We start from the raw sequence: 26,752 nt of genomic DNA, 5'->3' as shown, positions 1-26,752 counted from the left end.
CTGTTTAGTAAGTGGTGGGTGTGGAGAGGTTCGAACTCCCGACATTCGCCTTGTAAGGGCGACGCTCTCCCAACTGAGCTACACACCCGTAATAATTTTACATCTTATTAGATGTGGAGTTCTGAACTCCCGGTGTCTTGCGCCTTGTTAGGAAACGAATCTCCCAACTGAGCTACACACCCGACATAATTCAAATCGTTACCAAATTTATGGTGCCGCCACCAAGAGTCGAACTCGGGACCCTCTGATTACAAGTCAGATGCTCTACCAACTGAGCTATAGCGGCTTAACGCTGAATCAATTTTCTATACGACTCAATAAAGAGAAGTGGTGCCGCCACCAAGAGTCGAACTCGGGACCCTCTGATTACAAGTCAGATGCTCTACCAACTGAGCTATAGCGGCATAACCATTTACCACGACGCAGTTTACTTTTACTTTCATCTTCTATTAGAAGATGGTGCCGCCACCAAGAGTCGAACTCGGGACCCTCTGATTACAAGTCAGATGCTCTACCAACTGAGCTATAGCGGCTTTAATAAAAGCAAAATCTATTTTTTATTCATTCCCTCTAAAAGAAGAAAAGAACTTTGACCAAAATATGGTGCCGCCACCAAGAGTCGAACTCGGGACCCTCTGATTACAAGTCAGATGCTCTACCAACTGAGCTATAGCGGCATTTCTCAATTTTTGGTCGGGACGGCAGGATTTGAACCTGCGACCACTAGCACCCCATGCTAGTGCGCTACCAGGCTGCGCTACGCCCCGATGCAGACAGCAACACTGTCGCTGTCAGCGGGTGCGTATATTACTATAACGAATTGAAAAGGGAAGGGTTTTATAAACTTTTTTTCAATTTAATCAAAACTATTGGTTACTGGCAAAATATTGCTTACCTATTGATCTAAATGTACTTATAACCAAAACCTTCAGCCAGCCATCAGGCAAAGCCACCTACCTTCTATTCACCATTATACACTGTCTGTTCGCTGACGCGTTCGCCAAGCCCATCCAGTGCGCTCATTGAGACTCCTCCCCTTCCCTACCAAGCAGGATACTAAAAACAAAAAAGCCACCCCGAGGGATGGCTTTTTGAAAGAACCAAGCAATGCTTTTATAAGTGCGATAACAAGAGCACTTACTCTTGCATGTAGTTCTCAACCTTCGACTTAAGCTTTTGCCCTGGTCGAAAGGTAACAACGGTTCGAGCAGTAATAGGAATCTCTTCACCCGTTTTAGGGTTACGACCTGGCCGTTGACTCTTCTCGCGAACTTCAAAGTTACCAAAACCTGATAACTTCACTTGCTGTCTCTCAACAAGAGATTCTCGGATCACATCAAAAAAACCTTCTACAAGATCTTTTGCGTCCTTTTTAGCAAGACCTACAGAATCTACTAAATTTTCGGCCAAATCCGCTTTTGTCAACGATGCCATAAGATTACCCCCTTACAACGGCCCCTAACTTCTCAGCTAATGCCGCAACAATTGTTTCGACAGAATTGTTTACTTCTTCATCACTAAGAGTGTGGGAAGGATGCTGCCACGTCAAGCCCAAAGCGACACTTTTTTTCGTCTCATCAATACCTTGGCCTTGATAGACGTCAAAAACAAGCACCTCTTTAAAGGCATCTCCCGCGAATTCAGAAATGACTTTTTCCAAGTCAGCAACCGGCACCGAACGATCTACCAGCAAGGCCAAATCACGGCGCACTTCAGGGAATTTTGAAATTGCCTTGTATTCTGGCAACTTCGCATCGATCACAGCCGCTAGCGCAATATCAAAGACATACAAAGGCTGATTGGCCCCTAATGTTTTTGATAGCTGAGGGTGCAACTCACCCAAGATACCGACAAACTCGCCATCTACAAATACATCAGCAGAACGACCAGGGTGCAAGAACTCACACTGAGAACGCTCATACGTAGGCTGACGACCATCATTCAAGTCAAACAAAGCATCCACATGCGCTTTAAGGTCATAGAAATCGACCTTATCGCTATTATGGTACCAAGCTTCAGAATCACGACTACCGGCAATCAATCCTGAGATTTGTTGCTGCTGATCCAATTCATCCAAAGCATCGACCGTACCAATAAAACGGCGACCCGTTTCAAACAATCGCACGCGAGACTGCTGACGATTCTGGTTATGCAAGTACGCCTTCACCAAACCTGGGATCAAACTCGGACGCATCACACCCATGTCCGCAGAAATAGGATTAGCCAATGGCACTGGCTCGATGTCCGGCAAGAATTGCTTACTTAGCACAGGATCAATAAAGCTGTAAGTAATCGCTTCTTGATAGCCATGAGCAACCAACACAGAGCGCAACGCTTGAATAGGTGTTTTACTTTCAGATTGAGGTGTGAAATTCACCGCAGCCTGAGGCATAGAAGAAGGCAAATTGTCGTAGCCGTAGATACGCGCCACTTCTTCGATCAAATCCGCTTCGATGGCAATATCAAAACGATGGGACGGTGCTTTCGTTGTCCAAGCTTCATCCGTCACTTCAAGCATCTCAAGACCAAGACGGGTAAGGATATCCGTCACTAGGTCTTTGTCGATTGAAACAGCCAAGTATTGATCTAGCTTCTTACGACGCAAAGTAACCACAGCCGCTTCAGGCAAAGACGCTGGCGCCTCTTCTCGAACAATAGGACCCACTTGTCCACCGGCAATTTCAAGCACTAACGCGGTAGCACGCTCAATCGCCTTCTCTTGCAATGTCGCATCGACACCACGTTCAAAACGATGAGAGGAATCAGTATGCAAGCCATAAGAACGCGCCTTACCAGCCAGCGCGATAGGCGCAAAGAAAGCACTCTCAAGGAAAACGTCTTGTGTATCGACATTCACCCCAGAACCTTCGCCACCCATTACGCCAGCAATGGCCAACGGCGCCTTGTCATCCGCAATAACCATAGTGTCTTCACGAAGAGACACTTCTTGGCCATCCAACAAGACTATTTTTTCGCCAGCCGTCGCCATACGAACAACAACCGATCCAGACAAGTTGGCCAAATCGAATGCGTGCATTGGCTGACCCAGCTCAAGCATCACATAGTTCGTAATATCAACAATAGGGTCGATTGAACGAATTCCACTACGACGCAGCTTCTCTGTCATCCATAAAGGGGTTGCTGCGCCAACATTAACGCCGCGAATAACACGCCCCAAATAACGAGGACAAGCGTCAACCGCTTCCACTCGAACAGGGAATGTGTCATCAATTGAAACGTCTGCAGCAGCAACAACCACTGGAGTAAGGTCCACTTTATTCAACACACCCACTTCACGAGCCAAGCCCGCTAAGCTCAAACAGTCACTGCGGTTTGGCGTTAGATCCACATCTATAATCTGATCATCTAACCCCAAGAAAGCACGAAAGTCTTCGCCGGTCGGAGCCGCAGATGGCAACTCCATAATGCCGTCATTGTCATCACTCACACCCAATTCAGAGGCAGAGCACAACATACCAAAAGACTCAACTTGGCGAAGTTTGGCTTTCTTGATTTTAAAATCCGCACCTAAGACAGCGCCAATTTTCGCAAACGGAATCTTGATGCCTGCACGCGCGTTTGGCGCACCACAAACAACCTGAAACTGTTCAGCACCATCAGACACTTGACACACTTGCAGCTTATCCGCATTTGGGTGTGGTTCAGCACTGATAATTTCACCCACAACCACGCCTGAAAACTCAGCCGCAACAGGCAAAACCTCATCTACTTCAAGGCCAGCTAGGGTTATTTGAGCCACCAAATCATCGCTACTGATGCTTGGATTGACCCACTCTCTTAGCCAATTCTCACTAATTTTCATAAAAACATCCTAGGTCGACTGGTTACTTAAACTGCTTAAGGAAACGTAAATCGTTCTCAAAAAACATACGAAGGTCGTCTACTTTGTAGCGCAACATAGCAAAGCGCTCTACGCCCATGCCAAATGCAAACCCTGTGTATTTTTCGGAATCGATGCCCGACATCTCAAGCACTTTAGGGTGAACCATGCCACAACCCAATACTTCCAACCAAGACTCTTCGCCTTTGCTGTTGGTACGCATGATATCCACTTCAATAGAAGGTTCAGTAAATGGGAAGTAACTAGGACGAAAACGCACTTTAAGATCGTCTTCGAAGAAGACATTCAAAAACTGCTGCAAAATACCTTTCAAGTCGGCAAAGGAGATATTCTCATCAATCAACAAACCTTCGACCTGATGAAACATCGGCGTATGCGTCTGATCTGAATCACAACGATACACACGACCAGGACAAATAATACGAATTGGCGGCTGAGAGGTCTCCATGGTGCGCACTTGCACTGGAGAAGTATGCGTTCTCAATACCGTTGTCGGATTAAAATAGAAGGTATCCTGCATCGCTCGCGCCGGATGGTGCGCAGGAATATTTAACGCTTCAAAGTTGTGGTAATCGTCTTCAATTTCTGGCCCAGCGGCCACATCAAAGCCAATCCCACGGAAAAAGTTTTCAATACGCTCCATTGTGCGTGTTACTGGGTGCAGACCACCAATTTCCTGGCCTTTCCCTGACAATGAGATATCGATTGTTTCGGTTGCTAATTTTGCATCCAGAGCCGCTTTGGCAAGCTTACTTTTGCGTTCAGTGATTTTTTCCTGAACCTGGCCTTTGGCTTCATTTACCAACTGCCCAAATTTTGGTCGATCTTCTGCAGAAACGTTACCTAACTGTTTCAGCAAAGCGGTCAAAGCCCCTTTCTTTCCTAGGTAATGCACACGTACATCATCCAAGGCGGACTCGGTTTCAGACGCTGCTACTGCGTTTAACGCATCAGCAAGAATCTGTTTTAGATTCTCCATTTACATACTCCAAAAAATAAAATAGGGGAAGAGCGTTAGCTCTTCCCCTATTAAAGACTGCATTGGGTCATTTTTTCTATTAAGACAGGATCTTTCAAGATCAAATCACCCTAAGGCTACGTCAGAAATTAAGCCAAGCTAGCTTTCGCTTTTTCAACGATTGCAGCAAAAACTTCTTTCTCGTACACAGCTAGATCAGCCAATACTTTACGGTCGATTTCGATTGCTGCTTTTTTCAAGCCAGCAATGAAACGGCTGTAAGACAAACCGTTGATACGTGCAGCGGCGTTAATACGAGCAATCCACAATGCGCGGAATTGACGCTTCCGTTGACGACGGTCACGGTATGCATATTGACCAGCTTTGATAACTGCTTGTTTAGCTACACGAAATACACGGCTACGTGCACCGTAGTAACCTTTAGCTTGCTTTAAAATCTTCTTGTGACGGCGACGAGCCTGAACACCACGTTTTACGCGAGGCATAATATAAACCCTTTACTAAAAAAATAAATTAACTTAAAAAAACTCTACAATTAAATGTAAGGCAACATGCGAACAATAAGAGCTTTATCGCTTTGTGCGATTTGGCTCAAAGCGCGCAGGTGACGTTTACGCTTAGTAGACTTTTTAGTCAAAATATGACTAGTGTGGGACTGCTTATGTTTAAAACCATTCGCGGTACGTTTGAAGCGCTTAGCTGCGCCACTGTGTGACTTAATTTTGGACATGATAAAACCACTCTCGCATTCGTTAATGTTATCGTAATTTCTTAATAACCTAAATTATTTAAAATTACTTCTTCTTTTTGGGGCCTAGCACCATAGTCAATTGACGACCTTCCATTTTCGCAGCTTGTTCCACTACACCATAATCGTCTAAGTCTTGAGCGACTCGATTCATAAGTTGCATGCCAAGCTCCTGATGGGCCATTTCACGACCGCGGTATCGTAGTGATACTTTGGCCTTATCCCCGCCTTCAAGGAAACGTATCAGGTTGCGGAGTTTTACCTGATAATCCCCTTCCTCCGTCCCTGGACGGAATTTCATTTCTTTTACTTGAATCTGCTTCGCATTTTTCTTTTGAGCGGCTTTTGCTTTCTTCGCTTCAAAGATATGCTTACCGTAGTCCATGATTTTACAAACAATGGGATCTGAATCAGCAATTTGAACTAGATCAAGCGTTGCTTCTTGAGCCGCCTTTAGTGCCTCTTCAAGAGAGACCACGCCAACTTGTTCACCGTCAGCGGCGATTAAACGCACTTCAGTGGCTCGAATGTTTTCGTTGATTAGAGGACGCTGCTTGCTCGCATTACGTCCACGATTCATATTACCTTTTATAACTATTTCTCCATTTCTTGTTTACGGCTACGGTGAGCAACTTCTGTTTGAAGCAGATCTTCAAAATCAGAGATACTCATCACCCCAAGATCTTCGCCGGTACGAGTTCGGACAGCAACTTGTTGCTGCTCCACTTCTTTGTCCCCAACTACGATCATATAAGGCACGCGTTGAAGAGTATGCTCGCGAATTTTAAACCCGATCTTCTCGTTTCTCAAGTCAAGTTTTGCTCTAAAGCCGTTTGAATTTAATCTTTTTTCCAAATCAGAACAATAATCTGCCTGACGATCTGTAATATTCATGATAACAACTTGTTCAGGCGCAAGCCAGACCGGAAAGGCACCTTCTGTCTCTTCGATCAAAATACCGATAAATCGCTCCAACGAACCAACAATGGCACGGTGTAACATAACCGGTGTTTGGCGAGAACCATCCTCTGACACATATTGTGCGTTTAGACGAGTCGGCATCGAGAAATCGACCTGGATAGTACCACACTGCCAAACACGACCAATCGCGTCTTTCAGAGAGAACTCAATCTTAGGACCATAGAAAGCCCCTTCACCAGGCAACTCTTCCCAATCCAACTCAGCAGCATTCAATGCGTCTGACAAGGCTTTTTCCGCTTTATCCCACACTTCATCAGAGCCAACACGCTGCTCAGGACGAGTAGATAAACGGTAAATAATCTGATCAAAACCAAAGTCTGCATACACTTCGTGCAACAGATCAATAAATTCGGATACTTCTTGCTGAATCTGACCTTCCGTAACAAAAATATGGCCATCATCTTGAACAAAGTTTCGCACTCGCATAATACCGTGCAATGCACCAGAAGGTTCATTACGGTGACAAGAGCCGAACTCAGCCATACGGAAAGGCAGGTCGCGATAACTCTTCAGGCCTTGATTATAAACCTGAATATGACACGGACAGTTCATTGGCTTCACAGCGTAATCACGGTTCTCTGAGTGAGTCGTAAACATGTTTTCATGATACTTACCCCAATGCCCAGATTTCTCCCAAAGCACACGATCAACAATCTGAGGGGTTTTAACCTCTTGATAATTGTTTTCACGCTGCTTGTTACGCATGTACTGCTCAACCGTTTGGTACAAGCTCCAGCCTTTTGGATGCCAGAACACCATACCTGGCGCTTCTTCTTGCACATGAAACAGATCCAGCTTTTTGCCCAACTTACGATGGTCACGCTTCTCTGCTTCTTCAATGCGCGTCAAGTACGCCTTCAATTCTTTTTTATCATTCCATGCTGTGCCATAAATACGCTGCAGCATTTCATTATTAGAATCACCACGCCAATAGGCACCTGCCAACTTCATTAATTTAAAGTGGCGTAATACGCGAGTATTCGGAACGTGAGGACCACGACACATATCGACGTATTCTTCATGGTAATACAAGCCAACACTTTCTACTGAGTCATCCAATCCATCAATCAAAGATGTTTTATAAGACTCACCACGCGCTTCAAATTCAGCACGCGCTTCCGCAATCGGCGTCATTTTCTTAACAACGTCATAATCGGTTTTTACCAACTCAGTCATGCGCTTTTCAATGGCAGCCATGTCTTCTGGGGTAAAGGAACGTTCGTATGCGATGTCGTAATAAAACCCTTCATCAATAACCGGGCCAATCGCCATTTTTGCCGTTGGGAACAATTGCTTTACAGCGTGCCCAACCAAATGCGCAAATGAGTGACGAATGATTTCGACCCCTTCAGGGTCCTTACCGGTTACGATGCTGATGTCTGAGTCGTCAGAGATCAGTTCGCAAGCGTCTACTAAAGTACCGTTAATACGGCCAGCAACGGTTGCTTTTGCAAGACCTGGCCCGATATCTTCAGCCACTTGCATGATAGTAACTGGGTTAGAAAAAGTACGTTGACTGCCGTCAGGCAAAGTAATTACAGGCATTTTTTTCTCCTATTGGAGTCAGTGGTGCTCCATACCAAAGAGCACATGTCAATTTAAGCCGCTTAAAATAGCATTTTTGCAAGTATCTTGCGAACGCTAATTTGACCATATCTCACGGTAAAAGCCGAAACAAAACCCAATAAAAGAGAATGCTGGAAAATCAAGGCTTTTTTCTTAGTTTTAGCCATAGACATTCTCCCTGTGCGAGGTAAAATTAGCCTCCGTTTCGCAACACACTTTGATATCTGAAAGGCCTTATGGATCTTAACTATCTTGACGACTACTGCATTGAGACTACTCAATCAGAACCTGATCTTCTCATTGAATTGGTCGATAAAACCTATTCGGACATGGGATACCCAAATAAGTTGTCTGGTAAAATCATTGGCCGCACCTTGAAGATTCTTGCCACGATCAAGCAACCTAAACGCGTTTTAGAAATCGGTATGTTTACTGGTTACTCTGCTTTATCCATCGCTGAAGGCATGCCTGATGACGGCGAGATTATCTGCTGTGAAACCAACCCTAGAGCAATTGAATTTGCTCAATCCTTTTTCGATCGTAGCCCCCATGGACACAAAATCAAACCGATTTTTGGTCCTGCGCTGGAGACGATTCAAAACCTTGAAGGTCTTTTCGACCTCGTCTTTATCGACGCTGATAAACGCAATTACCTTAATTATTACCAAGCTGTTGTACCGCTAGTAAGTAAGGGTGGCTTAATCATCATTGACAACTCTTTATGGCAAGGACGAGTTCTTGATCCTAAAGAGAACAGCGATCTCGCTGTCAATGAGCTTAACCGTGTGATTGCACAAGACAGTCGAGTTGAGAATGTTCATCTCAATGTCCGCGACGGACTGAATCTCGTCGTAAAACACTAAACTCTATTTTTCTATAAACCCGATTTACTTTTGGGCAACCAGAAGTAAGTCGGGTTTATGTGCTATTCAAAAGATACTAAGTAAGAGGCAGCGATTTTGGTCGTTTTTAAAATCACAAATAATATCACTGGCAAACATTATATTGGCACTTCTTTCAATAGCGGTTTCCAACGCTTTGAGCAATACGTAGAAGCAGCAAATGAAGGTTTGGATTTTCCACTGTATGACGATATCCGAGAGCACGATTTAAGCGCCTTTGCGGTTGAAGAACTCTTCGAAACAGATGACAAACAAGAGCTTTACGAACTAGAAAAAGACTATGTTTCCATCTACAACGGAGAAAGCCTAAGAGGCTACAAGATAGGCCAAACAACGGCAAAAGCCGCTGGATTAAGCTTTGGCAAAAAGGCCATGTTTGACGCGAATGGCGTCTCTACAGCCGAGCAGCCGAAGAAAACTCGAAAGGCCGCCGCAAAAAAGTCAATTGAGCTACCAATTAAAAAAGAAGCTGCTCCGAAGCCGACGGCCAGCTCCTTTTTTGGTGAGCTCATTGGCGAAGATCGCTTAGACTCTCCTGCATCGACCGTGAAAGCAGCAGACCCAACAAAACCTTCCGACATCACGAAAGTCGAACGCCCGAAAAGCAAAGCCAGCATTCAACGAATGCTTCGCGAAGCTGAAAAAACGGCGAAAAAAGAACGTGAAGATAAGCTAAAAGCACAGCAACAAGCAGAAGCTGAAGAAATGGCGTTGATCATGGCGAAAATTGATATCACATCAAAAACCGCAACATCGTCTTTCCGTCGCCGTAAAGGCTAAGCTTGATCATCAGAGCACAATGACTCTGATACAAAAGATCGTTACACTAAAAAGCCCAGTGAATCTTCATTCACTGGGCTTTTTTATTGCGAAATGAACGCAAACGATAGACCGCCTCGATGTTAAGCGCGCGCTTTTTTCAAGGTGTCAGATATCATAAACGCCAATTCTAAAGACTGATCCGCATTTAGACGTGGGTCACAATGGGTATGGTAACGATCAGCCAGATCCGCTTCTGTCACTTGAAAAGCACCACCGACGCACTCAGTAACATTCTGACCTGTCATTTCAAAATGCACACCACCGGCATAACTGCCTTCAGCGTTGTGCACTTGGAAAAACTGCTGAACTTCACGCAACACATGATCTACGTGGCGGGTTTTATAACCCGAACTCGCTTTCACTGTATTACCGTGCATTGGGTCACTACTCCAAACCACTTGCTTGCCTTCTTTTTGAATGGCGCGAATCAGTTTAGGCATGCCCTCTTCAACCTTATCAGCCCCCATACGGACAATGATATTCAAACGGCCTGGGTCATTATTAGGGTTCAAGGCATCGCATAGGCGCAACAGATCTTCTGGGTCCATCGTAGGCCCCGCCTTCACACCGATTGGATTGTTTACGCCGCGTAAGAACTCGACATGTGCCCCATCCAACTGACGGGTACGATCACCAATCCACAACATGTGAGCAGAACAGTCATACCAGTCGCCCGTTAGACTGTCTTTACGCGTCAATGCTTGTTCGTAAGGCAATAACAAGGCTTCATGAGAAGTATAAAACTCCGTTTCCTGAAGCTGAGTCAGTCCTCCACCGACACCGCACGCTTCCATAAATTGCATCGCATCGTCAATTTTGTCAGCAATGCCTTGAAAACGCTCGCCCGCTGGGCTGGCTTTCAAGAAATCTAGATTCCATTGATGCACTTGATTCAAGTCGGCAAAACCACCTTGAGAGAAGGCGCGCAATAGATTCATAGTCGCGGCACTTTGATTATACACTTGCACCAAACGCTCTGGGTCTGGCACACGCGCCGCTTCAGTGAACTCAATACCGTTAATAATATCGCCGCGGTAACTTGGCAACTCAACACCATTAATGGTTTCATTGCCGGCAGAACGGGGCTTAGCAAATTGCCCAGCCATTCTTCCCACTTTGACAATTGGGCATTTTCCGGCGTAGGTCAAAACCACCGCCATCTGCAACATCACTTTGAATGTGTCGCGAATATTATCAGCATGAAATTCAGCAAAACTTTCTGCGCAATCTCCGCCCTGCAATAAAAAAGACTCGCCTTTTGCCACTTTAGATAACGCGGATCTTAATTGACGCGCTTCACCAGCAAACACCAAAGGAGGCATTTTACCCAGCGCACCTTCGACACGAGCCAAGTGCTCTGCACTTGGGTAAACAGGCTGCTGCAACGCAGTTTTTTCTCTCCAGCTGGCTGGATTCCATTGATTCATAACTTCTAAAACCTTCTTATTAATCATTACTCTGGCGTCGATCTAACGCGCGACGACCCAGAGAATTTCTGCATCTTTACTAGACGTGGATACAACGGTGTGACCCATACTGGCATCATAATACACACTGTCTCCCTCTTTTAATTCAATTGGTTCATAGAGCTCAGAGAAAAAATTAATCTTCCCCTCTAACACCAATAAAAATTCTTCCCCATCATGACGCACCCACTCCTTGAACTCATCAAAACTCCTTGCCCGTACCTTGGTTTTAAAAGGCACCATTTTCTTTCGGCTGATCGAGAAGTTTAACAATTCATGCTCGTAAGTCGCCGTCGGGTGAGGCTCCCCCTTACCCTTGCGAGTAATGTCACGGCGCCCCGCAATGGAGTGCTCGCTGGCCTCGACAAAAAGCTGCGGCAGATCCATCCCCAGCCCTTTAATCAATTTTTGAACGATGGTGAAACTTGGTGACACTTGATCGTTCTCAATTTTAGAAAGAGTTGAACGGGCTATCCCTGTCCTTTTACTGACTTCCTCTAACGTCCACCCTTTGGTTAAGCGAATTTCCTTTACCCGCTTACCCAATTCCAAGGGTTCAACAAAGCGATCAGGTTCTGATGCTGTAGCAGTTTCTAAAGACGGTCGACTTACCATAATTCACCTATCTCATTCTAAGTCCCAAAAGTTTACTAAAAGAAACTCCGTTAACCTATGGTCTACACAGCTTCTATTGCAATAAAAACGAAAAATGCCCGCTAATGACGGGCATTTTTTGATTTTTATCAGTCGACCTTTGGCTATTGGCGTTTTTTACTCTTGATAAACCACCTGATTACGACCAGCTCCTTTTGCCTCATACAAACAGACATCGGCTTTTTTATAGATGGATTCTCTGGAATCCGTCTTGATATCAAACGCGACACAACCGACACTAATCGAGGTCTTAATTTCTATACCGTTATAGATAAATGGCTTTTCTGCAATCAATTGTCGATACCTTTCGCAGGCATCTTTTGCCTTCTTACCAACGCAATTAAAAATAACCACACCAAACTCTTCACCACCTACTCGTCCCAAAGCATCATCAGAACGCAACCCTTGAGACACCCTTTTCACCACTTCAGCCAAGACAAAGTCACCGGCATCGTGTCCATAATTGTCATTAACTCGCTTAAAATGATCTAAATCGAACAAGGCAAAAGAAAAAACAGACTCAAACCTCTTCGAACGCGCCACTTCCCGGTCCAGTACAGCTTCAAGCGCTCTACGATTTAAAATCCCAGTCAGATGATCCGTAGATGCTTGCGCCTCCAGCACATTATTAGCCAAAATAAGACGATGCCGCATATCAGCAATACGTTGCATTGCCAGCATTTTGGCAGACAGTACCTTCTGGTGAATTGGCTTAATTAAATAGTCGTCGCCTCCAGCACGAATCCCTTCATCAATATCTTCCGCTTCCGCGCTGGCGCTTAAGAAAATGATAGGCACCCACTCAAGGTTTCGAGATTCCTGGATGCTGCGGATTTTGCTCACCGCTTCAAACCCGCCCATTTCAGGCATTTGCACATCCATGAGGATGAGATCAAGCTCATTGGCGTCTTTGATGTACTGGATAATGGCCTGTTCTCCATTCACAGCCTCAATAACATCGTGCTCTAATTTAGACAAATACATTTTCAGTAAAAGTCGATCCGTATTAGTGTCGTCAACAATGAGTATTTTCATAAAACCTTATCGTTCTTTATTGAGCGCCTCAGAAAATAGCGTGTACTCTTTGATTAATAGCGTGATTAACGCACACACTTCTTGAACCTCTTCTTGCTTAGCAGCCTTCTCTATACGTTCTGCAAGTGCTGAAAGGTCACGCCCACCCAAGTTTTGGGAAATGGATTTCATACTGTGCGCGGCTCTAGCGATCGCCGTTAAATCCACACTTTCTTCACTGGCATTTTTTAGTGTCTCTATAATGCCCTCGGCATCAGAAAAGAAAGCTTGGAACAGTATTTCTAAATCCGCCCCTAATACTAACTTTAACTCATCCAATACAGCTTGATCCAATACCACCTTATCAGTGCCTATAGCTTCTTCATTCTTATCGCTTTCGTGACTCAATTTTACGTCTCTACTAGATTCTTGCTGATGGAAATATTGTTTAAATAGTCGTACTAGGTCGCCCTTTTTAAAGGGTTTCGCAATGAGCCCATCCCCACCAGCACGCTCGACATCCGCTAACCTTTCGGCATGAGCATCCGCTGTCAGTGCAAAAATGGGCGTACTACGATTAAGAGGGTCATTTTTTTCTATATGACGAATCGCTCTCATGGCCGTCAATCCATCCATAACGGGCATGTGTAGGTCCATCAAAATCAAATCTGGGCGATGCTTTTGCCATTGTTGAACGGCAATTTCACCGTTTACCGCTTCGAGAATTTCAAAACCCATTTTCTCAATGAGGCCTCGCGCAACGGCGATATTAGCCTGCATGTCTTCAACGATTAGCACGCAACCAGAAAATTGCGGAAAGTCTTTTTCAGTATACAATGACGCTTTTTCACTCGAGGAGAAATACGACACCGGCTTGGCCAACACCTGGCTATTCAGCGCTGCATCCACGCCCAGTGACAACGAATGACTGTCTACCGGCTTGGTTAAACAGACATTCACACCCGCTTTTTGCAAAGAATCTTGCTTCAAGCGTCCTGAGGAAGAGGCCATGATAATAGCTGGCGCATAATCATTACCGCTTTGCTCGCGAACCAGGGCGCTCAAGGCCAATCCGTCTAACTCTGGCATTTGGTAATCCAAGATAATCAGATCGTACGGTTGCTTCTTAGCAGCCGACATTATCCGTTTATATCCCTCAACTGAGCTTAGCTCCTGATCACATTGAATACCAAGCTCTGACAGCTGATTAGACAAAATCATCAGGTTAATTTCATTGTCATCCACAATCAGTGCTTTCGCATGCTGCCATTGTGACAAATCCACACTTTCCGAAGGCTGTTTTAAATAACTCTCCACCAGCGTAAGAGACACAGTAAAGGAAGAACCAACCCCCTCTTCGCTTTGCAGCATAATACTACCACCCATCAACTCCACCAGTTGCTTAGTGATCGCCAACCCTAACCCAGTGCCGCCAAATTTGCGTGTTGTTGATGAGTCTTCTTGCGTAAACGCTTTAAATAATGACGCTTGAACACCCTTAGCGATGCCAACACCTGAATCCGTTACTTTGATCGATAGATTGGCACGCCCCAGCTCACCCAGCGCCGACGCCACCGCCACAACGACTTGCCCTGTGTGAGTAAATTTAATGGCATTGCTAACCAGATTGATCAGCACCTGCTTGATCCTAAACGCGTCCCCGATGAAGTTGGTAGGCGTATAACTTGGGTATTCCACCAACAGGTCTAAGCCTTTCTTTTCGGCACTAACCATCAACAGGCGCACCACATCATAAAGCGTTTTCTCTAGATCAAAATCAACCGAATCAATCGCCAGCTGACCGGCTTCTATTTTTGAGAAATCGAGTATTTCGTTGATCAGCTCTAGTAAGCTTTCTCCAGATTCTTGGAGGATACCCAATTGGGAGGCTTGTTCAGTACTTAACGGCGAGTGTGAAAGCAACTCAGCCATCCCCAAAACACCATTAAGCGGGGTTCGAATCTCATGGCTCATGGTGGCCAAAAAGTCACTTTTGGCTTTATTTGCTAACTCAGCTTCATTACTGGCCTTGCGCAGAATCGCCTCGGTTTCAATCTGGGAGGTAATGTCTAAATTCACACCGATTAATTTCGGTGAGTGCCCTTCTCGGCCACATTCCAATACTCCGTTTGCTTTCAAATGACGAACCTGTCCATCCAAACGAACAATGCGAAAATCCGTATCAAAGCGCTCGCCACCCTGAATAAAAGTCTCTATTTTGTCATTGAGCGCCGCCACATCATCTGGGTGAATGCACTTTTTCCAGACTTGGTATGGATCACTCACCTCTTCTTTTTCCACCCCAAAAAGGCGATACATCCAATCATCCCAAACCAGTTCATTGGTGCTCAAATCCCACTCCCACACCCCTATCGACGCGGCATCAGAAGCCATAGAAAAGCGCTGATTAGCTCTTTGTCTCTCTTTTTCATCTTGCAATCGGCTTGTTATATCCGTCATATGCCCGATGTAACCTTCAATTTCTCCTTGCTTACCTTTAATCATGCTGCCCGCGGTCTCGCAATAAAATACGCGCCCGCATTTATTTACATAAGCCACACGCTCTAGTGGGTTTACCTTGACATCCGTGTCACTGTAATAGGCGTCCCCGATGCGTGAATATTCCTCTTCACAGGCATATAACATGGCGGTATTTTGGCCGACTATCTCATCTGCAGAATAACCAAATAACACACAAAAAGCGGGGTTTACCATGACCACTTCGCGGTGTTTATTGACCAAGGCAATGGCCGAGGGAGCATCAACGAACAAGGATTCAAATAGCCTTTTCTGCTCTAGCATTTCTTGCTCAACAGCAAGCTGCTGGGTACGATCTTGAAAAGTGATCACCGCGCCCTGCACCAGACCATTAATATCTCTCATCGCCACGCAGTTATACTCAGCAATAAACAACCCATTTTTGCCCCATAAAGGCTCAGCCAAAGACTGACTGCTTTCGCCTGTCAGTACGGTTCTACTGACTGGACATTCTGACAAAGGATAAGGCGTACCATCTGCCTGAGAATGATGCAGCAAAGGATGATGATGCTGACCTAATAATTCTTCCAATTGATAGCCTGTTATATGGCAAGCCGCTTGGTTGGCAAAAATAATCTGGCCATCTGAATTTATACCAAGAAAACCATCGTGCGCAGAATTAAGCAGCAAGTGTTGCTGCTGCTCTGACGCTTGCAGTTTTTCCAGTGTATTGTGTCGTGTTATTTCATTACCAACCCATTGAGCCAGCAATTTCATGAGCTCTATGTCGTCTTCACTAAAGCGCTCTTCTTTTGGGTGTGGACTGGAGAAATTGAGCGTTCCCCAACTTTCCCCATCAATCTTAATCAATGCGCCTATATAGGCTTCTAAGCCAAAATTTTGATAACAAGGGTGATCTTTAATAGTGCTTTTAGAGGTGTGGTGAAAATAGGTAGGCTCACCATTATTTAAGGTGTGCACACAATAGGTCTGCCCTAAGTCAAATGCCATACCAGGTGACAATTCATTATCAGGAGAAACACAGTACTTAACAGTATAAGTGTTGCCATGGATCTTACTAATAATCCCTAATGGCAAACCATACTGAGACACACCCACCGCCAAAATACTCTGCAGCTTATCTTCTAGCGCCGTTGTTGAATTTGCTGTGATCTGATGGAGATTGCGAAGAGTCTGCAAGGTTTTCTGCTGAGGCGTGACATTTTGCGCAACGACATACAAGCCAACCTGCCTTCCTTGGTGATGCTTTGGCGTACACACCACCTCGAGAATCTTTGCAACCTCACCATCGCGATGCCTTAAGGTCAGTAAAAAGGTTGTTTTTTGGCCATTTAAAGCTGAGACAAGGGACTCTTTAGAGGTTTCATAGACAGCTTCACCAATCACCTCAGGTACCCGTTTGCCAATGACTTCCTCCTGACTTAACTTAAAACCCTCCAAACATTTATCATTGGCAAAAGCAAAGCGCAGGTCGTTGTCTACAATGGCAATCATGCTGGTGTTTTTATTAACAAACTCAAACATGTCGTCGTGGGGAATAAGACGGGAAATGGCTTCTGCGTCGATCTTTTGCGACACAAGATGTTTAAGTGCCGCCTCAGCAAAACACAAGGATTGGCGCTGTTGCTCGGAAAAATGTGTGAACTCATGTTCACCAAATAAAATCAAATACGCAGGTTGCGAGGTGTCAGCGTCAAGCCGTCTAACGATTAGGTTGCCTGATACTAAAATACCCTGCCAAAAGCTATCCTTGCTATCAGCAGCGTGGGTAAGGCTGGAAACGGACACATTAGACGATAAAGGAGCGCGTCGAAAAGACTGAACCAAGTGTGCCATCTTTGTATTCTGATCATCAAGCAGCACGCTATGATCAGAAAAAACGACCGCGGCCGATGTCATTTCCAAGAGGCGTGTCGCACTCTTTAACGCTGAAATCAATTCTATCATGTCATTCTAGGTCCCATCCTGATAAACAAATAATAGATTGATTTCATTACGCAAACAGATAAATTGCGTTTAAAAATGTAAGCTCATTGTTTAAGGCAACAACTTATCCAGCAAAACGCAATCTTTCGTGTCATTTCGACTTGCTTTCACTTTATCCAAAATCTTCTGAGCGACTTCTTTTTGTCTTTCTGGCACATATTTAGACTCCACTGTTTCCTGAGTCGTCTTCAAGTAGACGTCCAATTTAGGCGTACAGTAATCGTCAAAAGCAAACACACTAGAAGAACTCAAAGCCAAAACACCGCTAAACGCAATAAAGCCAAATCTTAAGAACATAAAGAACCACCTTATAAAAATCGATACAGCGTCCAATGATAGCGAAATGCACACTATTTAGAAGCGGTTATTTAACGAAAACCAAGGGCATCTTGCCTGGCGGTCACTTTGTCCACTCTCTCAACGCTTTGTATGCCTAAAAAATATTGTGATATTTTTCACAATCAAGACGCACCAAAAAAGCGCCCCCTTCTCCGCTCATCAAAGCCCAATAAAGACTAACTAACTTGAATTAAAAGAGAAAAAACAAAAAAACTCACTCATCTTATTAGTGCACGTTCAAAAATAATTCACCAAAAATGCGCACCTTCTTTTTTTCAAAAATAGTGATTGTAATGAAGAAAAAACGATGTAACATCCACATTCCAGTCATATTCCTGACCAATTGGTCACATTGTGATCATATTTTACCTTTATCGTGGAGAGAACGATGCGCAAACTACTTTTAGGGCTAGGCATAGCGGCAACTGCCTCTACTGCTTTGGCAGCAGACTATTCTGATGATATTCATAAGAACGATTACTCTTGGCGTCAGTTCAATCTAATGTACGCATTTAATGAGCTACCAGACCCAAAAGGTAATGATCATGACTACCTAGAAATGGAGTTTGGCGGCCGTTCTGGCATTGTAGATCTATACGGATACATTGATGTCTTCAACTTGCTATCTAGTGACTCAAGCGATAAATACGGCAGCGACAAAATGTTTCTTAAGTTAGCGCCTCGCTTCTCTTTGGATGGCATGACAGGAAAAGACCTTTCTTTTGGACCGGTTCAAGAATTGTATATCTCCACGCTCTTCAATATTAATGGAGGCCATGATACAGATGTAGGTACTGATAAAGAGTCCGATGCTGTAAACAATGCCTTCTTCGGTTTGGGCGCAGATGTCAATGTGCCATGGTTAGGCAAAGTTGGCATGAACCTTTACGGCTTGTACGACATGACCGGCCGCCGACAAGATTGGAACGGCTATCAGTTTTCCGCTAACTGGTTTAAACCCTTGACCACTTTCGAAAATGGTTCATTCCTTGCTTACCAAGGTTATGTGGATTACCAATTCGGCATGAAATCAGAGTACACATCTTCAAGCACTGGCCTTGCTAATTTTAACGGCCTTTACTGGCACTCCAAGCGTTACGCAGTGGGTTACGGGTTGAAATATTTCCACGATGTTTATGGCATCCAAAATGGTCAGTTTGGCTTGAAAACAACGGGCTTCACCCAGTATGTTGATGTAACGTACAAGTTCTAAATATTGCCAGCGTTTTATCACCTATTGCTGACACAGCAAAAGTAAGAGGTGATAACTCCCCTTTCTCGCTCGGTATGTACGAAATAAAAAAGCCTGCTGGGCTTTTTATCACCCCAGCAGGCTTTTATTGCTTGTTTCAAAAACAATTATATTTGGCTAAATCCAAACCGCTACTCTTTAAATGCGCGGCTTCTAACACTCTCTAAACGCTTCAAAATAGCGTCGAGTCGTTCTGGTTTCACCATAAACTCTTGGAAACCCTTCATGCCTTCTTGCGCCATACGCGGCGACGTATCACGATCGTAAAACTGTGCGGTTCCGGCCGCCGCATTCAGCATTTTTACACCGTCGTTTAAGAACACATTATCAGGAGCATGAGCCTTTATGTTAGTTGGAATTTGCAACAAGGCGGCGTTCACTAGCGTTTGATTATCAGCACGTGCCATAAACTCTAAGAACTTACGAGCGTCTTTTTTGTTTGCTGCACGCGTTGGAATATGAACCGTATCCATTGGCGCATCTTCTGCAACCGGCACCTTGGCATCAATGATTGGGAATTGGAAAAAGCCAATTTTCCCATCTAACTCTTTTGGAAAGTTCGGCGTGATAAAGTTACCAATCAAATACATGGCCGCTTTACCGTTGTACAAAAATGGCTGCGCTTCTTGCCATGAATAAGAGGCGTGGTTTTTCAGAAAATACCCAGGTTTAACCAACTGATCCCAATGTTCGAACACCTTACGCACACGAGGGTCAGTGTAAGGGATTTTGCCGTCCATTAAGTCCATATGGAACTTCAAACCATTGGTACGCAAGTCCAAATAATCAAACCAACCAGCGGCCGTCCATAAATATTTTGTGCCTATGGCGATGGGGGTGATGTCGTTTGCTTTTAATTTGGCATTCACCGCCAAAAACTCATCCCATGTTTTAGGCACTTGCAGCCCTAACTTAGCGAAAATATCCTTACGGTAATACATGCCCCACTGATAATACGTATAAGGAATACCGTACTGCTTGTTATTAATCGTCATGGCTGAAGTGGCTGCAGGCATCAGCTCTTTTAGCCCTTCTTTTTTCCAGATGTCACTGACGTCTTCAAACATGCCACGATCAACAAAGGTTTTCATTCGGTTGCCCGCATACCAAAACACCACATCTGGTGGACTGGTCGCCAACCAATTACGAATCGCGGTTTTATAGCCTTCTTTATCATAAAGGTTATATTTCACATTAATATCAGGGTTTTCAGACTCGAATTTCTGAATAATTTCCTGAAAGGCTTTCTTAGGCGCCGGATCCGCTTGATCAGAATTGATCACCAAGGTTCCGGCTTGCACAACCGAGACCGCAGCAAAAGCAAGCGCCCCTATTAGTAACGACGGTAGTTTTTTCATTTGGTAAGTCCTCTTCTTTTTTTTATTAATGGCATCATAAGGTCAATGATTAACGATCGGCTGTTTGACGCTGCCAAATAGCAACGCCAGCGGACGGCAATACCTCAGTTCCTATTACAAGCTCTGCGTTGTCGGGACGGTAATGGCTCGCTTGTGGCCCGTAATTAAAAGCAAATATTAATTTACCTCGCTCACGAATTCGCACCCCTGATGGCAAATACTCCGTGGCCAGCCCCGCGCTTGCAGCCAGCTTTGCAAAACACATTTTCAATAATGACTTATCTAAGCAAGAGCCTAGGTAAAAATGCTTGTTCGCCCCTACCAAAACCGGTCTACCCGCTTCATCTTTCAAAAGGCAAGGTAACTGGGTGTTGATTTGCTCATGCCAATGGCACAATCGCCCTTCTCCCCACAAACCAAATACAGAAGGCCGAGTGTGATCTGGCAAAGCATCGACTCTCTCCACCGTTAGCGGCAATAAACTGGCCAATGGCCCTGGGGCGAGATTCTCAGGAATCTGATAGCTGTCTGTTTTACTGCCAGTACGAGGCCCTGCCAAAAGAACCCCTTGATAGTTATTTAATCTTTCTTGCAGCCCATCAGAAATGTGCGCCTGGGCAGGCAATATCAACAATTTGTAAGTGTCTAACGAGGCTTCAGAAGAGACAATATCAACCGACACACCTAACTCCCGCAGCGCTTCGTACATGCGATAGCACCAGAAAAGGTAACGATAAGCACGAGATTGCGGCTGAATATCCAAAGACCAACAAGCATCGTAATCAAACATCAAAGCGACACGCCCAGATTCTGGCAACGCCATCAACGCATCCGCATCCAAGCCTGTTTGTTGAGAAAGCTGGCGCACTTCTTGCGCAACGTGAGCCGCCTCTATTGCCGCTTCCGCTTCTTGTCCATCAGGGCGCAGCAACCCCGCATGCATTTGCTCTTGCCCAAAAGGTGCTTGGCGCCAACGGAAATAAGAAACCAATTCCGCACCATGAGAAAAGGCTTCCCATGTCCATAAACGCACAGCGCCATCGGCTGGCGTTGGGTTGTGCGGAGCCCAATTTACTGGGCCAGGCTGTTGCTCCATAATCCACAAACGCCCTTTGCCACACCCGCGATATAGGTCATGGTGAAACGCGCCAAAATCAGGGTGCCCCACGCGTAAATAGGTCTGCTTTTCTTCTTGTGAATAGATGGATTCTTGATCTAAAAAGCCCAACGGATAAGTGTCCCAACTTGCCACATCCAGATCTTGACCAACTTTATGGTGATCAAAGGCGGTGAAAAAGCCCATGTAGTTGTGCACCAGATCTCGCCCTTTGGAATAGTGTCGAAGGATCTCTACCTGCAACTTATTAAACGCGACCACCTGATCAGAGCAACAACGTTGAAAATCCAAACGGTGGGAGGGATTGGCTTCTGTAACGGTTAAGTTTGGTAGCTCTATTTCGTCAAAAGAGCGATAGTCCATACTCCAAAAGACATTCCCCCACGCCTGATTTAACGCATTAACTGAGCCATATTTGTCCTTTAGCCAAACACGAAATGCCGTCAAATCGGCCTCTGCGTAACTCAAAATGGTGTCGTGACAACCATATTCATTGTCTGTTTGCCAAGACGCGATCGCCGGATGCTGCCCATAACGCTGAGCCATTAAGGTCACAATACGGCGACACTCCTCACGATACTCAAGACTGGCAAAGGTGTAATGACGACGTGAGCCAAAATGACGAAAGCGCCCCTGCTCATCTTTGGCCAACATAGATGGATGACGATCAACAAGCCATTTAGGGGGCGTCGCAGTCGGCGTGCCTAAAATGACTTTTAAACCCTGCGAGTGCAATATATCTAACGATTCATCCAGCCATTGCCAATGCAACTCGCCAGGCTCAGGCTCTATCGTACTCCAACTAAACTCACCAATACGGACATATTCGATGCCCATTTCTCGCATGGCCTGAGCGTCTTGCTGCCAGCGACTTTTAGGCCAATGCTCAGGGTAATAACACACACCTAACTTCATCTTAAACTCCTGTAAGTGAGGCATTTTCCGCCTCAATCACGTTATTTTCTTGATAGCACTTCCATGCCGCCATAAAGGCGTTGGCGTTGGCCTGAGTCACCGCCACCGATTGACCTTTTTTGTATAACGCAGACCCCAAACCAAAGCCTCTGGCCCCCGCATCAAAGTACCTTGTCATGTTTTCTGGTGTCACTCCTCCCACTGGACACAGCCATGTCTTGCTAGGAATCACAGCCCCCAGCGCACGGATGACTTTGCGATCCGGCAAGGCCTCAGCAGGAAACAGCTTCACCGCGTCGGCGCCCGCATGCAGTGCAGCAAAGGCTTCGCTCGCCGTAAAAAAGCCTGGCATGGCATACAAGCCCGCTACCTTGGCGGCTTTGATTAACTCAACATCCGTGTGAGGGCACACCATTAGCTTCGCGCCTGTGCTCACTAACTCGGTTAATTGAGCAAGTGTTAATACTGTGCCTGCGCCAATCACAGCGGACGCGCCATAGGTTGTTTGCAGCAGTCGAATGCTCGCAAAGGCATCCGGCGAATTTAATGGCACTTCGATCAAACGAAAACCTGCCTTAATCAACACCTGGCTATGCGCAAGCACCTCATCAGGTTCAATGCCGCGCAATATCGCAACCATCGGACATTCCGCCATAAAAGCATCAAATGACGTCATTAGTGACCTCTCTTTGTTCTGTTTGGCACTGGGGCATGGAGCAAACTTTGACAAGCTAAGCGCTTCAAACCTCGAATACTGGCATCACGCGCGTCCAATGAAAGCGCACTGATACGATGCAGTGACAACGCCAGCTGGTAACGCTCACTCAGGGTGTCATTGCCGATAATCAATACCTTTGAACACGGTCTAGACTGCGCCGACAAAATATCATTCACATCATGCCCAATCACGATGCCCGACAAATAATCGCGTACTTGCTCAGCGGGCAATTCACCGCAAAGGTAATCACTGCGCACACTAAAAAGATGGTGCAAAAGACCGCCTGCCTGCAAACTGGTCGCAACGCCTTTTTCAAACCCTGCACCATGAAGAGTTTGGTTATTCGGCATTCCTTTGACCAAAATAGATTCTTGATTCAGACGAGCAAATAACTCGCCCGAAAAGCTACTTGAGAACTGCATAACCTTACCTTGCAGCAATGGCACCCATTTACAATGAGTGCCTGGTAAGCAGCACAACACATCTTGATCTGCTAAGCCTTGTTCGCTCAGCCAATCAAGCGCGCCAAGTAATTGAGTCTCTTCGCCTCGCATTACATCAAAGTGGCCGCTCACACCGATGCCTTGTAACCCTGGCACAATGGCCACATCGCAGGGCAAACTGCTTGGTAACCAACGCAGGTGCTCAGATAAAGTGTCTAACTCAATAGGGCAAAGCTGATAAGGCACTTCTTGCCATCCGCCTCGGCCTCCGACCATACCCGCCATGTAAATCGGCACATCAGGGTGAATCCACTCGTCTAATAACGCCTCTAAAACAGACTCAAATTCATCACTCGCTAGGGTTTGCATACCTTGATGATTGCTTTTTTCCGCGCAAATTCGCCCCGTATGATCCATTAAAAAAGCACGTAAATTGGTGGTCCCCCAATCGACAGCAATGCACAAAGGCAACTCATTGCATGAATCCATACCAAGACTATGTTGCGTCATTACAAGCGCCCTCCGTCAATCACAAAGCTTTGGCCTGAAATCATACGGCTGTTGTCAGACGCCAAAAACAGCACCAAGTCCGCCACATCGTCAGGTTGAATTTTTTCTTTTAATGATTGCTGAGACATCAATTCTGCTTCGCTTTCGGGTGTCAGCCACAGATTTTTTTGCTTCTGGGTCATGACCCAACCAGGCAATACGGTATTCACTCGTATTTTTTGTGGCCCTAACTCCCGCGCTAGGCTTTTACTCAATCCATAAATACCGGCTTTGGCCGCCACATAACCTGGGTATCCGGTCAAGCCCAGCAACCAAGAATTAGAACTCATATTGATAATGCTGCCACCACCGGCTTCTGCCATGGCTGGTGCCACCACTTGTGCGGCAAAAAAATGGTGCTTCAAATTCACCGACATACACAGATCAAATTGTTCTGATGTCACATCCTGCAAACCATGCCGCTGATCGTCTGCGGCATTATTGATCAGAATTCGAATCGCGCCCCAGCGCTGAATACGCGCAGCTATGCTCGCTTGTAAACACTCGATGTCACTCAAGTCCACTCCCGTGAAGTGCACTTGGGCGCCGCTTGCGGTTAGCTCTTGCGCTAAGGCATTACCGGCGACTTGATCAATATCGAAAAAACTCACGAAACAACCTTGCAGTGTCAACGCTCGCACCAAGGCTTCGCCGATGCCCGTTGCCCCACCACTAACCAGTGCATGACGACCTGCCAAACTGGGGTAAATCACTGTCGTACTGTTTTTTTTATCTAACATTAGTGCGACTCTCTACTGACGTTCGAGCCACTGCTGCCCACTAAGAAATCCAAATCCGCGCCCTCATCAGCCTGCATCACATGGTCAATATACAGCTTCGCGTAACCGCGCTGATATTGGCTCTTTTCTGGTTGCCAGGCGTCTTTGCGGCGCGCCATTTCTTCATTTGAAATCCCCAAATGCAAGCGCCTAGCGCTCACATCCAACGTAATCTCATCGCCATTTTGAACCAAAGCCAATGCGCCCCCAATGGTGGACTCTGGTGCAACATGCAACACCACTGTGCCAAAAGCCGTGCCACTCATACGAGCATCACTGATGCGCACCATATCCGTCACCCCTTGTGCTAACAGCTTGCTTGGCAAAGCCATATTGCCGACTTCAGGCATGCCTGGATACCCTTTTGGGCCACAGCCTTTTAGCACCAAAATCGAGTCTTTATCGACCGCCAGTTCAGGGCTATCTATACGCGCCTTATAGTCTTCAATATTTTCAAAGACCACCGCTTTACCAGTGTGTTGCAACAACTCTGGCGTCGCGGCGCTGGGCTTTATAATGGCCCCTTGAGGCGCTAGATTGCCGCGTAACACTGCGATTCCGCCTAGCGCACGCAAGGGCTTATCAAGGGGACGAATCACCTCGTCGTTAAAGCATTCCGCGCCGGCGGTAATGTCTCCTAATGACGCGCCACATACGGTATTCGCCGACATATCAAACACATGGCTCAAACGCTGAATTAACGCAGGGAAACCACCGGCATAATGAAAATCTTCCATCAAAAAACGGCCAGATGGCATTAAATCCACTAAACAAGGAACCGCTGCGCCAATACGATCCCAATCATCCAGAGTCAATGTCACGCCAAGGCGTCCTGCAATGGCCAGCAAATGCACCACAGCATTAGTCGAACCACCAAGCGCAGCATTGGCTCGGATGGCATTTTCAAACGCTGTTTTGGTAAGAATATCGGAGGGTTTTAGGTCTTCTTTGACCATACTAACAATGCGGGACCCTGTTAAATGCGCCAACGCCTGACGACGAGAGTCTACTGCGGGTAAGCTGCCATTTTCAGGTAATGACATGCCCATCGCTTCAACCAAACAAGCCATAGTCGAGGCGGTTCCCATAGTCATGCAGGTACCACGCGAACGCGACATGCTCGATTCAGCACGCATAAATTCATCAAGGCTCATGTTGCCGCCCCGTACCGCTTCACTAAATTTCCAAACATCGGTGCCAGACCCTATGTCTTTACCTCGATTTTTACCATTTAGCATAGGACCGGATGACACTACTATGGTTGGCAGATCAACGGAGCAAGCCCCCATTAATTGCGCCGGGGTCGTTTTATCACAGCCACCCAATAGCACCACGCCATCGATACCATAGGCGCGCAAGGATTCTTCCACGTCCATGCTCATCAGATTACGAAACAGCATGGCCGTCGGTTTCATTTGAGTTTCACCAAGTGACATCACGGGAAACTCCAGTGGCACACCACCAGCCTCCCAAACACCTCGTTTTACATAGTCAGCAAGCTCTCTTAGATGAGCATTACAGGGCGTAAGCTCACTCCATGAATTACAAATACCAATCACTGGACGACCATCAAAACTGTGGTCTGGCAACCCTTGGTTTTTCATCCAGCTGCGGTGAATAAAGCCATCTTTGTCGAGCTTTCCATACCACTGTTGACTGCGTAATGGCTTTTTTTCAAGTAACGTCTGCTTGTTATTTTTTTTATCTTCCGTTGACTCTGTCATTAACGATGACTCCCAATTCGATACACACGAATAAACAGCGCACACAGAGAATAAGGCGACGAACAACGCTCCGCCTTAT

Annotated in this window: 21 protein-coding genes and 6 tRNA genes; 3 read left to right on the top strand and 24 right to left on the bottom strand. The window is 45.8% G+C overall.

Features of this window, described 5'->3' with window-relative positions; genetic code table 11:
* Window positions 1-12 precede the first annotated feature (12 nt).
* From E0D71_RS10920 to thrS, 13 genes are all read right to left on the bottom strand, one after another.
* Window positions 13-88 (bottom strand) — tRNA-Val (locus tag E0D71_RS10920).
* 122 nt (window positions 89-210) lie between these two features.
* Window positions 211-286: transfer RNA gene (locus E0D71_RS10915), tRNA-Thr, on the bottom strand.
* Window positions 287-328: 42 nt separating this feature from the next.
* Window positions 329-404, bottom strand: a tRNA-Thr gene (locus E0D71_RS10910).
* A 53-nt stretch (window positions 405-457) separates the two neighbouring features.
* Window positions 458-533 (bottom strand) — tRNA-Thr (locus tag E0D71_RS10905).
* A gap of 68 nt (window positions 534-601) precedes the next feature.
* A tRNA-Thr gene (locus E0D71_RS10900) sits at window positions 602-677 on the bottom strand.
* A gap of 13 nt (window positions 678-690) precedes the next feature.
* A tRNA-Pro gene (locus E0D71_RS10895) sits at window positions 691-767 on the bottom strand.
* A gap of 370 nt (window positions 768-1,137) precedes the next feature.
* Window positions 1,138-1,434, bottom strand: a complete 297-nt coding sequence (locus tag E0D71_RS10890) for an integration host factor subunit alpha (protein ID WP_115898710.1) — start codon at window positions 1,432-1,434, stop codon at window positions 1,138-1,140.
* Between the two features lie 4 nt (window positions 1,435-1,438).
* Window positions 1,439-3,823: a phenylalanine--tRNA ligase subunit beta gene (gene pheT / locus E0D71_RS10885; RefSeq protein WP_133003324.1), complete on the bottom strand. Its 2,385-nt coding sequence runs from the start codon at window positions 3,821-3,823 to the stop codon at window positions 1,439-1,441.
* Window positions 3,824-3,845: 22 nt separating this feature from the next.
* A complete protein-coding gene (gene pheS, locus E0D71_RS10880; RefSeq protein WP_133003323.1) occupies window positions 3,846-4,841 on the bottom strand; it encodes a phenylalanine--tRNA ligase subunit alpha in 996 nt (331 codons plus the stop codon).
* A 128-nt stretch (window positions 4,842-4,969) separates the two neighbouring features.
* Entirely contained in the window at window positions 4,970-5,326 is a 357-nt protein-coding gene (gene rplT / locus E0D71_RS10875; protein ID WP_115898707.1) for a 50S ribosomal protein L20, read from the bottom strand.
* A 50-nt stretch (window positions 5,327-5,376) separates the two neighbouring features.
* A complete protein-coding gene (rpmI, locus tag E0D71_RS10870) occupies window positions 5,377-5,571 on the bottom strand; it encodes a 50S ribosomal protein L35 (protein ID WP_115898706.1) in 195 nt (64 codons plus the stop codon).
* Between the two features lie 64 nt (window positions 5,572-5,635).
* Entirely contained in the window at window positions 5,636-6,169 is a 534-nt protein-coding gene (gene infC / locus E0D71_RS10865) for a translation initiation factor IF-3 (RefSeq protein ID WP_115898705.1), read from the bottom strand.
* Between the two features lie 14 nt (window positions 6,170-6,183).
* Window positions 6,184-8,115: a threonine--tRNA ligase gene (gene thrS / locus E0D71_RS10860; protein ID WP_133003322.1), complete on the bottom strand. Its 1,932-nt coding sequence runs from the start codon at window positions 8,113-8,115 to the stop codon at window positions 6,184-6,186.
* Between the two features lie 257 nt (window positions 8,116-8,372).
* Here thrS and E0D71_RS10855 point away from each other — a divergent pair, with 257 nt between their 5' ends.
* Both E0D71_RS10855 and E0D71_RS10850 read left to right on the top strand, forming a co-directional pair.
* Window positions 8,373-8,999: a class I SAM-dependent methyltransferase gene (locus E0D71_RS10855; protein WP_133003321.1), complete on the top strand. Its 627-nt coding sequence runs from the start codon at window positions 8,373-8,375 to the stop codon at window positions 8,997-8,999.
* Between the two features lie 96 nt (window positions 9,000-9,095).
* Window positions 9,096-9,818 carry a GIY-YIG nuclease family protein gene (locus E0D71_RS10850; RefSeq protein WP_133003320.1) on the top strand — a complete coding sequence of 241 codons (723 nt, stop codon included), beginning with the start codon at window positions 9,096-9,098 and terminating at the stop codon, window positions 9,816-9,818.
* A gap of 122 nt (window positions 9,819-9,940) precedes the next feature.
* On the opposite strand, the gene E0D71_RS10845 is transcribed toward E0D71_RS10850, so the two are convergent.
* The 5 genes from E0D71_RS10845 to E0D71_RS10825 all read right to left on the bottom strand — a co-directional run bounded on the left by E0D71_RS10845 (window position 9,941) and on the right by E0D71_RS10825 (window position 17,776).
* Entirely contained in the window at window positions 9,941-11,287 is a 1,347-nt protein-coding gene (locus E0D71_RS10845) for a 3-deoxy-7-phosphoheptulonate synthase class II (RefSeq protein ID WP_133003319.1), read from the bottom strand.
* Window positions 11,288-11,329: 42 nt separating this feature from the next.
* Window positions 11,330-11,941 (bottom strand): XRE family transcriptional regulator, encoded by a 612-nt coding sequence (locus tag E0D71_RS10840; protein ID WP_133003318.1) that lies wholly within the window; start codon window positions 11,939-11,941, stop codon window positions 11,330-11,332.
* Between the two features lie 156 nt (window positions 11,942-12,097).
* Window positions 12,098-13,015: a diguanylate cyclase gene (locus E0D71_RS10835; protein ID WP_133003317.1), complete on the bottom strand. Its 918-nt coding sequence runs from the start codon at window positions 13,013-13,015 to the stop codon at window positions 12,098-12,100.
* Between the two features lie 6 nt (window positions 13,016-13,021).
* Window positions 13,022-17,440 carry a PAS domain S-box protein gene (locus E0D71_RS10830; RefSeq protein WP_133003316.1) on the bottom strand — a complete coding sequence of 1,473 codons (4,419 nt, stop codon included), beginning with the start codon at window positions 17,438-17,440 and terminating at the stop codon, window positions 13,022-13,024.
* A 90-nt stretch (window positions 17,441-17,530) separates the two neighbouring features.
* Window positions 17,531-17,776 (bottom strand): hypothetical protein, encoded by a 246-nt coding sequence (locus tag E0D71_RS10825; RefSeq protein WP_133003315.1) that lies wholly within the window; start codon window positions 17,774-17,776, stop codon window positions 17,531-17,533.
* A 430-nt stretch (window positions 17,777-18,206) separates the two neighbouring features.
* Between E0D71_RS10825 and E0D71_RS10820 the strand changes: the two genes are divergently transcribed.
* Window positions 18,207-19,031: an outer membrane protein OmpK gene (locus E0D71_RS10820; RefSeq protein WP_133003314.1), complete on the top strand. Its 825-nt coding sequence runs from the start codon at window positions 18,207-18,209 to the stop codon at window positions 19,029-19,031.
* 170 nt (window positions 19,032-19,201) lie between these two features.
* On the opposite strand, the gene E0D71_RS10815 is transcribed toward E0D71_RS10820, so the two are convergent.
* From E0D71_RS10815 to E0D71_RS10790, 6 genes are read right to left on the bottom strand one after another with little or no spacing between them, the layout of a single operon-like run.
* Window positions 19,202-20,428: an extracellular solute-binding protein gene (locus E0D71_RS10815; RefSeq protein WP_133003313.1), complete on the bottom strand. Its 1,227-nt coding sequence runs from the start codon at window positions 20,426-20,428 to the stop codon at window positions 19,202-19,204.
* 49 nt (window positions 20,429-20,477) lie between these two features.
* On the bottom strand, window positions 20,478-22,460 hold the full coding sequence (locus E0D71_RS10810) for a beta-galactosidase (protein WP_133003312.1): 1,983 nt from the start codon (window positions 22,458-22,460) through the stop codon (window positions 20,478-20,480).
* A gap of 1 nt (window position 22,461) precedes the next feature.
* Complete coding sequence (locus E0D71_RS10805; RefSeq protein ID WP_133003311.1) at window positions 22,462-23,136, bottom strand: 2-dehydro-3-deoxy-6-phosphogalactonate aldolase; 675 nt, start codon at window positions 23,134-23,136, stop codon at window positions 22,462-22,464.
* Window positions 23,136-24,131 carry a 2-dehydro-3-deoxygalactonokinase gene (locus tag E0D71_RS10800; RefSeq protein WP_243712020.1) on the bottom strand — a complete coding sequence of 332 codons (996 nt, stop codon included), beginning with the start codon at window positions 24,129-24,131 and terminating at the stop codon, window positions 23,136-23,138. Before E0D71_RS10800 ends, E0D71_RS10805 begins: the two co-directional genes overlap by 1 nt.
* Window positions 24,131-24,910 (bottom strand): SDR family NAD(P)-dependent oxidoreductase, encoded by a 780-nt coding sequence (locus tag E0D71_RS10795; protein WP_133003310.1) that lies wholly within the window; start codon window positions 24,908-24,910, stop codon window positions 24,131-24,133. Before E0D71_RS10795 ends, E0D71_RS10800 begins: the two co-directional genes overlap by 1 nt.
* Window positions 24,910-26,673 carry an IlvD/Edd family dehydratase gene (locus tag E0D71_RS10790; RefSeq protein ID WP_133003309.1) on the bottom strand — a complete coding sequence of 588 codons (1,764 nt, stop codon included), beginning with the start codon at window positions 26,671-26,673 and terminating at the stop codon, window positions 24,910-24,912. The genes E0D71_RS10795 and E0D71_RS10790 overlap by 1 nt, the downstream gene beginning before the upstream one ends.
* Window positions 26,674-26,752 lie beyond the last annotated feature (79 nt).

The sequence above is a fragment of the Marinomonas sp. KMM3893 genome, assembly GCF_004352855.1.
In the GTDB taxonomy this organism is placed as follows: Bacteria; Pseudomonadota; Gammaproteobacteria; order Pseudomonadales; family Marinomonadaceae; genus Marinomonas; species Marinomonas arenicola.
The sequence above is the reverse complement of the archived record's forward strand: the minus strand, read 5'-3'. Positions and strand labels throughout refer to the sequence as shown.